This window comes from Aeromonas sp. 604176 (genome assembly GCF_049170755.1).
Lineage (GTDB): Bacteria > Pseudomonadota > Gammaproteobacteria > Enterobacterales > Aeromonadaceae > Aeromonas > Aeromonas veronii_A.
In genome coordinates this window covers 1-8,790 of the sequence record NZ_JAAKNE010000145.1, presented here as the reverse complement: position 1 = coordinate 8,790, position 8,790 = coordinate 1, and the positions used below count along the sequence as shown (strand labels likewise).

Below are 8,790 nucleotides of genomic sequence, written 5' to 3'. Positions count from 1 at the left end.
CGAATGCCATTTTCTACTCTCCATTGGCTGGACCGTGCGAAGGCGACGGTTGCAAGACATTGCGTACTCTTTTCTATATGTGAAAAGAGTTGTTTTTAAAATGATGGGGCTGGGTAGCCCAAAGCCAAGGGATTGTAGCAGTATCAAAGATGGCCTAACAACTCTTGATTGGCGCCATGATCGCGATCAATCCTGTGTGGGTTCTTTGCACAATTCGAGCCGGGTCACCCCTTTGTCAGTTTGTGCTCGGGCAAGATTGCAGTAGAATGGCCGCCGAAATCGCTCTAGTGAGGCACCTATGGAAACTATTGAAAAGATTAAGCAGCAGCTGGCTGACAACCCCATCATCATCTACATGAAGGGCTCCCCCAAGCTACCCAGCTGTGGCTTCTCTGCCCAGGCCTCCCAGGCTCTGATGTCCTGCGGCGAGCCGTTTGCCTACGTTGATATCCTGCAGAATCCGGATATCCGCGCCGAATTGCCAAAATTCGCCAACTGGCCGACCTTCCCGCAACTGTGGGTTGAAGGTGAGCTGATCGGTGGCTGTGACATCATGATCGAGATGTTCCAGGCTGGCGAGTTGCAGGCTCTGATCAAAGAGACTGCTGCCAAGTACAAGAAAGATGATGCAGCAGCCGAGTAATCGGTCCTGTGTTGTCGATAGGGAGCCACATCGGCTCCTTTTTTATTATCCCGGTTCTGGCAGGCAAGCAACTGATTGTCGGTTGCAAAAAGCAACGCGTTCGCCCTGAAAAATCTAATCTTTGCCGCTTTGTTTTGGAGTTGTTAACCATATTGATTTCCCAATCTGCGATTACTTTTTTTAATCATTTTGGATTCAAGTGTTGCTGCTATCACATTTTTTGATAATTTCACCGTAACGCAGTCTCTTTGTAGATTTTTTTGTGTTTATGCTCACATTAATTGCAAGTGATAGAACCTAGTATCGCTTCGCCCAGTGAAATAAAACCCTACAAATTAATAAATAAAAAGAGATTTGCGATGAAGATGTATAGCAATCTGCCCATTGGTCTTCATGATATTACCGAAGCCAAAAAAAGACTGACCAACCATATATACAAGACCGCGCAATTACCCTCTAACTACATCAGCGAACGTTGCCATGGCGAGGTTTACCTCAAGCTTGAAAACATGCAACGTACAGGCTCTTTTAAAATTCGCGGTGCCTTCAACAAACTCAGTTCATTAAGTCTGGAGGATCGTCAAAAAGGTGTTGTCGCCTGCTCTGCCGGTAATCACGCGCAGGGGGTATCTTTGTCCAGTGCCATGCTGGGAATTGATGCCAAGGTGGTCATGCCTTGCTGCGCACCCAAATCAAAAATTGCTGCAACCAGCGATTATTCGGCGGAAGTTATTCTGCATGGCAATAGTTTCAATGACACCATTGCCAAAGTCAGCGAAATCGTGGAGATGGAAGGCCGCGTATTTATCCCCCCCTTTGACGATGCAAAAGTGATTGCCGGCCAGGGAACCATCGGCCTAGAAATTATCGAAGATTTGTATGATGTCGATAACATCATAGTGCCGATTGGCGGTGGTGGTCTGATTGCCGGTGTCGCCATGGCCATCAAATCCATCAACCCGACTATCCGGGTGATTGGCGTGCAGTCGGAGAATGTCCACGGCATGGCGGCTTCATACTACGCAGGCACCATTACCAATCACAGAACCAGCAGTACGCTGGCCGATGGCTGTGACGTGGCAAGACCCGGCACCCTGACCTTCGAAATCGTCAAACAATTGGTGGATGATATTGTACTGGTCACCGAGGATGATATTCGTCACAGCATGGTTGACCTTATTCAGCGCAACAAGGTGATTACCGAAGGGGCGGGAGCTCTGGCCTCGGCAGCGCTGCTGAGCGGCAAACTCAAACATTATGTCGAAGGCAAAAAAACCGTCAGTATTATTTCTGGTGGCAATATTGACCTGACCCGGATCACCGAAATTATCGAACAGAACAATATTCGTCAATTTAGCCTGTAAGGAATGCAGTCATGATATTAGACAGTGTTGTCACCGGCAGTAAAGAGAATACACGTGCATGGCGTAAATCGGATACCACATGGGGATTAGGTCTGTTTGGTACAGCGATCGGTGCAGGTGTTCTATTTTTCCCTATTCGGGCCGGATATGGTGGCCTGATACCTATATTAATCATGTTGGTGCTGGCTTACCCTATTGCATTTTATTGCCACAGGGCGTTGGCCAGATTATGTCTTTCTGGCAGCAATCCATCGGCAAATATTACCGAGACCGTTGAAGAACATTTTGGCAAAATGGGTGGGGTAGTGATTACCTTCCTCTATTTCTTTGCCATCTGCCCACTGCTGTGGATATATGGTGTGACGATCACCAATACCTTTATGGCATTCTGGGAGCATCAACTACAGTTGGTTCCGCTTAATCGAGGTGTGGTTGCACTGGCATTGTTGATGTTGATGGCATTCGTGATCTACTTCGGTAAAGATCTGATGGTCAAGGTGATGAGCTATCTGGTCTTTCCCTTTATTGCCAGTCTGATCGTTATCTCTCTCTCCCTCGTCCCGTACTGGAACAGTGCCGTCTTTGATCAGGTCAATCTGAGCGAGATATCGATGTTTGGTCACGATGGTATTCTGGTTACCGTCTGGCTGGGGATCTCCATCATGGTCTTCTCCTTCAACTTCTCGCCGATTGTCTCCTCTTTCATTGTCTCCAAACGGGAAGAGTATGAGCAGGAGTTCGGGCGTGATTTTACCGAGAAGCGCTGCTCGAAGATTATCTCCGGTGCCAGCATGCTGATGGTGGCCGTGGTGATGTTCTTTGCCTTCAGCTGCCTGTTTACCCTGTCGCCGCAAAATATGGCGGAAGCCAAGGCCCAGAATATTCCGGTGCTCTCCTATCTGGCCAACCACTTCTCCTCGATGACGGGCAGCAAGTCTGCGTTTGCCACCACTCTGGAGTATGCGGCGTCCATTATCGCGCTGGTTGCTATCTTCAAATCCTTCTTCGGCCACTATCTGGGGACGCTGGAAGGGTTGAACGGCCTTATCCTCCGCTTTGGCTACCAGGGCGACAAGAGCAAGGTTTCCAGTAAAAAACTCAATATGGTCAGTATGTTGTTCATCATGGGCTCCACCTGGCTGGTCGCTTATGTGAACCCCAACATCCTCGACCTGATTGAGGCAATGGGGGCGCCGATCATCGCTTCCCTGCTCTGTCTGCTGCCGATGTATGCCGTCAACAAGACACCGGCACTGGCAAAATATAAAGGTCAGGCCAGCAACCTGTTTGTCACCATCATAGGTGTGCTGACCATCCTGAATATTGTTTCCAAGCTGTTCTGAAAACCTTTTCTGCAAGTCATCAGCCATTCAGATCCCCTTGGCGGGGTCTGCATGGCGTAGTCAGAAGCGCGCAATAACCGGTTCTTGGTTGGCCCAATTATTTGGGCCGAGGGCAAGGCTATCCGTTATTTGGCCACTAAACACAGTGGTAAATATGTTCTGACAGCAGTGACTCGACAGCATAAATATCGAGGCGATGTAATGAAGTTTGATTCGTTGGTTCTGGTTATCAATTGCGGCTCTTCGTCGGTCAAATTCTCGGTACTGGATAGTAAAACCTGCGAGGTGGTGATATCCGGTATGGCGGATGGTATTGAGACGGCCCATCCCCAATTGCAAGTGGGTAAAGAGCCCGCAATGTCATTAGCTGAAAATAACCACACCTGTGCATTGGCTGCCATCGCGGCGGAATTGAAAAAACGGGATCTGCTGGATGCCATTGCACTGGTGGGTCATCGAATTGCTCATGGTGGCAGTGAATTTAGCGAAGCCGTGATCATTGATGAACATGTATTGGCCAAAATAAAGCAGGTGTCACCCTTGGCTCCCCTGCACAATCACGCCAATTTGAGTGGTGTGATGGCGGCTCGTCAGCTATTTCCCACACAACCCCAAATTGCGGTATTTGATACCGGTTTTCACCAGACCCTGAAGCCGGAAGCCTATATCTATGGGCTGCCTTACCAATATCTGCAGGATTATGGCGTGCGCCGCTATGGCTTCCATGGCACCTCCCATCGCTATGTCGCCGAGCAGGCGGTCTCCTTCCTTGGGTTGAATGGCCACGATGCCGGTCTGGTCATTGCTCATCTGGGTAATGGCGCCTCTGTTTGCGCAGTACAGGATGGCAAGAGCGTCGATACCTCGATGGGGATGACGCCGCTGGAGGGGCTGATCATGGGCAGCCGCAGCGGTGATATCGATTTTGGCGCGCTGGCCTATATCGCCAGCAAGACGGGGCAATCCATCGAGGATATCGAGCGGGTATTGAACAAGCAGTCCGGCCTGCTGGGTATTTCGGGGCTCTCCTCCGATATGCGGGTATTGGAAGCTGCCTATCACGAAGGACATCCCGGGGCAAAATTGGCCATTCACGCTTTTGTCCATCGTATTGCCCGCCATATCGGTGGTCATGCCACCTCATTGCGCCGACTGGATGCCGTTATTTTCACCGGCGGTATTGGCGAAAACTCGGCCTTTATCAGAAAGCTGGTATGCGAACGACTTCAGGTATTTGGCGTAGCGATCAGCGAGCCGTTTAACCAGCGTCCCAATAGCGAGGGTTGTCGGATTATTTCGGCGGCAGAGTCCATGGTGCTGGCGGCGGTTATTCCCACCAATGAAGAGAAAATGATCGCGCTGGATGCCATTCGTCTGGGGCAGCAGGTTCGTCAGGCCGAGTGCGTCTGACATCTTCCACTGTAGTGTCATGAGTAGTGAATGAGGTTTATTTGATGAAAGTTGATATGCAATTGGATCAGGATAAATTCCGTCAGGCATGGCAAGGGTTTGCCGGTGAAAACTGGAAGCACGAGATCAACGTCCGTGATTTTATCCAGCAGAACTACACCCCCTATGAAGGTGACGAACAGTTTTTAGCAGATGCCACCGAAGCGACCACCACTTTATGGAACAAGGTGATGAAGGGGATTCGTATCGAGAATGCCACCCACGCACCGGTCGATTTTGATACCAATATTGCCACCACAATTACCGCCCACGGGCCGGGTTATATCGAGCAGGGGCTGGAAAAAATCGTTGGCCTGCAAACCGACAAGCCCCTTAAAAGAGCACTGCACCCGTTTGGCGGCGTAAATATGATCCGCAGCTCTTTTGAAGCATATGGCCGGGAGATGGATCCCGAATTTGAATATACCTTCAGCGAATTGCGAAAAACCCATAACCAGGGCGTGTTCGACGTCTACTCTCCCGAGATGTTGCGCTGCCGAAAATCAGGAATTTTGACCGGTTTGCCGGATGGTTACGGCCGTGGTCGCATTATCGGAGATTATCGTCGGGTCGCGCTTTATGGCATAGATTATCTAATCCGTGAGCGGGAGTTGCAGTTTGCCGATCTGCAACCGGCGCTCGAGCGGGGAGAGCAGCTGGAGCAGGTGATCCGCCAGCGCGAGGAGCTGGCCGAGCACAAGCGTGCACTGGTGCAGATCAAGCAGATGGCAGCCAGCTATGGCTTTGACATCTCCGGGCCGGCACGCACAGCCCAGCAGGCGGTGCAGTGGCTCTACTTTGCCTATCTGGCGGCGGTGAAGTCGCAAAATGGCGGGGCCATGTCCCTCGGTCGTACTGCCACCTTCCTCGACATCTATATCGAGCGGGATCTTAAGGCGGGGCTTATCAGCGAGCAGGATGCCCAGGAGCTGGTCGATCACTTCATCATGAAGATCCGCATGGTACGTTTCCTGCGTACCCCCGAGTTTGACTCCCTCTTCTCCGGCGACCCCATTTGGGCCACCGAGGTGATTGGTGGCATGGGGCTGGATGGTCGCACCCTGGTGACCAAGAACTCCTTCCGCTACCTCCACACCCTCAAGACCATGGGGCCTGCGCCTGAGCCCAACCTCACCATCCTATGGGCGGAAGGGCTGCCGCGGGCCTTCAAGATCTATGCTGCCCGCGTCTCCATCGATACCTCATCCCTGCAGTATGAGAACGATGATCTGATGCGCACCGACTTCGAGAGCGATGATTACGCCATCGCCTGCTGCGTGAGTCCCATGGTGATCGGCAAGCAGATGCAGTTCTTCGGTGCCCGCGCCAACCTCGCCAAGACCCTGCTCTATTGCATCAACGGTGGGGTGGACGAGAAGCTTAAGATCCAGGTTGGCCCGAAAGTGGCGCCCATCATGGACGAGGAGCTGGATTACGACACTGTCATGGCCAGCCTCGACAGCTTTATGGATTGGCTGGCGGTGCAGTACATCAGCGCGCTCAACCTTATTCACTACATGCACGACAAGTACAGCTACGAGGCTTCGTTGATGGCGCTGCACGATCGCGACGTCTATCGCACCATGGCCTGCGGTATCGCCGGTCTGTCGGTGGCGGTCGATTCGCTGGCGGCCATCAAGTACGCCAAGGTCAAGCCGGTGCGCGATGTTGACGGGCTGGCGGTCGATTTTGTGATTGAGGGGGAGTATCCCCAGTACGGCAACAACGACGAGCGGGCCGACTCCATCGCCTGCCATCTGGTCGAGCGCTTCATGAGGAAGATCCAGGCGCTGCCGACCTACCGCAATGCGGTGCCGACCCAGTCGATCCTGACCATCACCTCCAACGTGGTCTATGGCCAGAAGACCGGCAACACCCCGGATGGCCGCCGCGCCGGTGCGCCGTTTGCACCGGGAGCCAACCCGATGCACGGTCGGGATCGCAAGGGGGCGGTCGCTTCGCTCGCCTCGGTAGCCAAGCTGCCGTTCAAATATGCCAAGGACGGGATCTCCTATACCTTCTCCATCGTGCCGGGGGCGCTCGGCAAGGAGCCGGCCAATCGCGAGAACAATCTGGTGGGGCTGATGGATGGCTACTTCCATCATGAGCGGGATGTGGAAGGGGGCCAGCACCTCAACGTCAACGTGATGAACCGCGAGATGCTGCTGGATGCCATCGAGAATCCGGACAAGTACCCCAGTCTGACCATCCGCGTCTCCGGTTATGCGGTGCGCTTCAACGCCCTGACCCGCGAGCAGCAGCAGGACGTCATCTCCAGAACCTTCACCAACATGATGTAACTCTGATGCCCGGGGTGAGCTGGTTTGCTCCGGGCCTACTTTTTGTTTGTCAGCACGAGGAAGTAACAGATGCGACAGGTTATCACTACCAAAGCGGCGCCGGGCGCCATCGGCCCCTATGTGCAGGCCACCCGGATTGGCAACATCCTCTACACCTCCGGCCAGATCCCGCTGGACCCGGTGAGCGGCGACATTGCAGAGGGTATCGAAGCGCAAACCCTGCGCTCCCTGCAAAACGTCAAGGTGATTGTCGAGGCGGCAGGCGGCGAGGTGCGCAACATCTTCAAGACCACGGTGTTTGTCTCGGATTTGAACGACTTTGCTGCGGTCAACCGGGTTTACAACGACTTCTTCACCGAGCACGATGCCATGTATCCGGCTCGCTCCTGCGTGGAAGTGGCTCGGTTACCGAAGGATGTGAAGATCGAGATAGAGGCGATTGCTGCACTGGCGTCTTGACGCGGCGATCCCGGCCAATAAAAAAGAGCGGCAGCCCGAGGGCTGCCGCTCTTTTTTCATCGCACCCGCGGTGCGCGATAAGGGCGCAAGGAGCAGGTCATTCTGGATCAGGCGATCCGTTCGATGCGCGCCAGATAGAAACCGTCGAAACCGGTAGCCGCCGGACTCACGGTGTGATCACCAAGCAGGCGGAAGTTTTCGTTGGCTGCGAGGAACTTGTCCACCTGCTGGCGGTTCTCCTCGGGCAGGATGGAGCAGGTAGCGTAAACCAGCATGCCGCCCACTTTCACCATCTGGCTGTAGCGCTGCAGGATCTCTTCCTGCAGCGCGACCAGCACCGGCAGACGTTCGGCGGTATCACGCCACTTGGCATCCGGATTGCGCTTGAGTACGCCAAGACCGGAGCAGGGCACGTCCAGCAGTACGCGGTCGGCGCTCTCTTTGAGGCGCTTGACGGTCTTGCTGCTGGTGATGACCCGGGTCTCCACGTTGTGGGCACCGGCGCGACGAGCGCGTTGCTTGAGGTTTTCCAGCTTCCACTCTTCCACATCCATCGCCAGCAGACGGCCTTTGCCCTGCATCATGGCGGCGATATGCAGGGTCTTGCCACCGGCACCGGCGCAGGCGTCGATAACGCGCATGCCTGGGGCAACTTCCAGCGCAGCAGCAACCAGCTGGGAGCCTGCGTCCTGCTGTTCGAAGCAACCATCGGCAAAGGCCTTGGTGCGGAACAGGGCTGCGTCGGAGGTGACCTGCAGGGCAGTCTCAACACCTTCAACCGGAATGGTGGTGACCTGCTCTTTGGCCAGCATGGCTTGCAGCTCATCACGGGTGCACTTGAGGGTGTTGACCCGCAGGTAACGCTTGGGCATCCAGGCCAGGGCGGCACGCTCGGCAGGCCAGGCTTCACCCAGCTGCTCGCTACCCAGTTTCTCCAGCCAGCTCGGGCAACCATCCATCAATACCGGGTTCTTCTTCGCCTCGGTCAGACGGCGGCGGAATGCTTCTTCATTGAAGCGATCCAGGGTCGGGTGGTTGGGCTGGGCAATTTTGTGGAAGGCGTGCCAGCTGTGCAGCAGTGGCCAGACATTCTTTTCGGCCTGACGCACCTGAATACCGGTGAGGAAACAATAGAGGCTGAGACGGCGCAGCAGGTCGCCGGTGACCAGGGCAATCCTTGCCTGTTCTTGCGGTTTGAGTTCGATGCCGGAGAAGTGACGGGCATAAGCGCG

7 protein-coding genes are annotated in these 8,790 nt (G+C 54.1%); 6 read left to right on the top strand and 1 reads right to left on the bottom strand.

The genetic code is table 11. From position 1 onward, the window contains the following. The first annotated feature begins 298 nt into the window (after nucleotides 1-298). The 6 genes from G5358_RS18900 (at nucleotide 299) to G5358_RS18875 (ending at nucleotide 7,558) form a co-directional block, all read left to right on the top strand. The gene (locus tag G5358_RS18900; RefSeq protein WP_005353650.1) at nucleotides 299-643 is read left to right on the top strand and encodes a Grx4 family monothiol glutaredoxin; all 345 of its coding nucleotides are present in this window, start codon (nucleotides 299-301) and stop codon (nucleotides 641-643) included. Nucleotides 644-1,002: 359 nt separating this feature from the next. Next, the gene (gene tdcB / locus G5358_RS18895) at nucleotides 1,003-2,007 is read left to right on the top strand and encodes a bifunctional threonine ammonia-lyase/L-serine ammonia-lyase TdcB (RefSeq protein ID WP_216951789.1); all 1,005 of its coding nucleotides are present in this window, start codon (nucleotides 1,003-1,005) and stop codon (nucleotides 2,005-2,007) included. An 11-nt stretch (nucleotides 2,008-2,018) separates the two neighbouring features. Then, nucleotides 2,019-3,350, top strand: coding sequence for a threonine/serine transporter TdcC (tdcC, locus tag G5358_RS18890; protein ID WP_139429946.1), 1,332 nt, complete (start codon nucleotides 2,019-2,021; stop codon nucleotides 3,348-3,350). A 201-nt stretch (nucleotides 3,351-3,551) separates the two neighbouring features. Continuing rightward, nucleotides 3,552-4,760 carry a propionate kinase gene (tdcD, locus tag G5358_RS18885; protein ID WP_421324692.1) on the top strand — a complete coding sequence of 403 codons (1,209 nt, stop codon included), beginning with the start codon at nucleotides 3,552-3,554 and terminating at the stop codon, nucleotides 4,758-4,760. 44 nt (nucleotides 4,761-4,804) lie between these two features. After that, nucleotides 4,805-7,099 carry a formate C-acetyltransferase gene (gene pflB, locus G5358_RS18880; protein ID WP_421324691.1) on the top strand — a complete coding sequence of 765 codons (2,295 nt, stop codon included), beginning with the start codon at nucleotides 4,805-4,807 and terminating at the stop codon, nucleotides 7,097-7,099. A 69-nt stretch (nucleotides 7,100-7,168) separates the two neighbouring features. Then, a complete protein-coding gene (locus G5358_RS18875; RefSeq protein ID WP_421324690.1) occupies nucleotides 7,169-7,558 on the top strand; it encodes a RidA family protein in 390 nt (129 codons plus the stop codon). Between the two features lie 107 nt (nucleotides 7,559-7,665). Here G5358_RS18875 and G5358_RS18870 read toward each other — a convergent pair. Then, nucleotides 7,666-8,790, bottom strand: a 1,125-nt coding sequence (locus tag G5358_RS18870) for an RsmB/NOP family class I SAM-dependent RNA methyltransferase (protein WP_421324689.1), incomplete at its 5' end; no start/stop codon positions are given.